Annotated in this window: 1 protein-coding gene and 1 pseudogene; both read right to left on the bottom strand. The window is 31.2% G+C overall.

Features of this window, described 5'->3' with window-relative positions; translation table 11 throughout:
• Positions 1 to 30: 30 nt before the first annotated feature.
• Complete coding sequence (locus NCCP28_RS23425) at positions 31 to 264, bottom strand: hypothetical protein (RefSeq protein ID WP_127742976.1); 234 nt, start codon at positions 262 to 264, stop codon at positions 31 to 33.
• A 643-nt stretch (positions 265 to 907) separates the two neighbouring features.
• Positions 908 to 1,213, bottom strand: a pseudogene (locus NCCP28_RS23430) (group II intron reverse transcriptase/maturase); the annotation flags it as partial.

Raw genomic sequence — 1,213 nt, forward strand, 5'->3', positions numbered from 1 at the left:
ACTGCCACGTTAGTGATATGACGTTTTGAACTAGTCACTAAAATCTTTTATCAGGGTTTCTATTTCCTTACCATCATAAAAGTCTCCATCGCTAATGAACTTTTCAATTTCTACAGTACCATCTTCCATAAACTCCACTTCCCAACGTTGACCTGGCACTGCAATTTCAACCATAATAGCATCATCTCTAACCTTATTTAGCTTGTAAAATATATTACTTAATTCTAATTTATTAAGGAAATCAATTAACTCTTTAAGCCCCAACTACATCATCCCCCTTTAGAATCCCTTTAGGTATATTCCAATTTAATTCTCTATCGTTATTTCACTACCCTGCCACAATTCTTCCATAACCTGAACTTTTCTTTTTTACTGGAATGCTGCCATATTTTCTTATGCTCAAATTACATGAAACTCCTCACTTGTAAAAAGAAAAAACCACCATACAGGTGGTCATTAAAACAGTTTATTTAACTAGAAAACGAAAATACAATGCTATTACATAATTGACAATAATAAATACTGCATAGATTTTAAACATAAATACAAAGAAACCTTTTTCTTTATAATTTAATAACAAATAAAGAATAGCCATTATTAATACAAGTATATATAAAGGTGCTATAGCTAACTTTGAATATAGATCTGGTAACATCATTTGTCTTTCACCTTACTATGTTGATTATCTTCTCTTTGCTTGCATGTGTGTTTATTATAGCTCTAGATTTCTTTTTTGGATACATAATCTCATTGAATTTCTTATTCATACAGATAGGTAAGAGTTTGAAGTTATCGCTCCCTTTTCCCCCTGTTCACACCGTACGTGAAACTTTCGAATCATACGGCGTTCCAACTAATCCAATCTATTCTTTCTATGTATTAAGCAATCGAGTGCTATTTTCCAAAGTTAGATTATTTCATTTTGACATCTTAATCGTAGTTTATTTACTTTTTCTTTTTGCCTACTTGTAAGCTTTAGAGATTGTAAAAGGGCTTCTATTTTCACTTTATCTTTTAGGTGTACCAATTGATGAATTGTTTTATGAATAACAACTAAGTTTGAATAACTATCATCTTTTGAAAGATGATAAGGGTTTATGTGATGACAATGCCATTCATGAATCCCTAACCCTTCACCTAGAATTGCACATTTGCCATATTGGGCAATAAACTTACTAATTCGATTGTCGTTATATTCAATAGATCTACTCGG

The organism is Niallia sp. NCCP-28 (assembly GCF_023168165.1).
GTDB lineage: Bacteria > Bacillota > Bacilli > Bacillales > Cytobacillaceae > Niallia.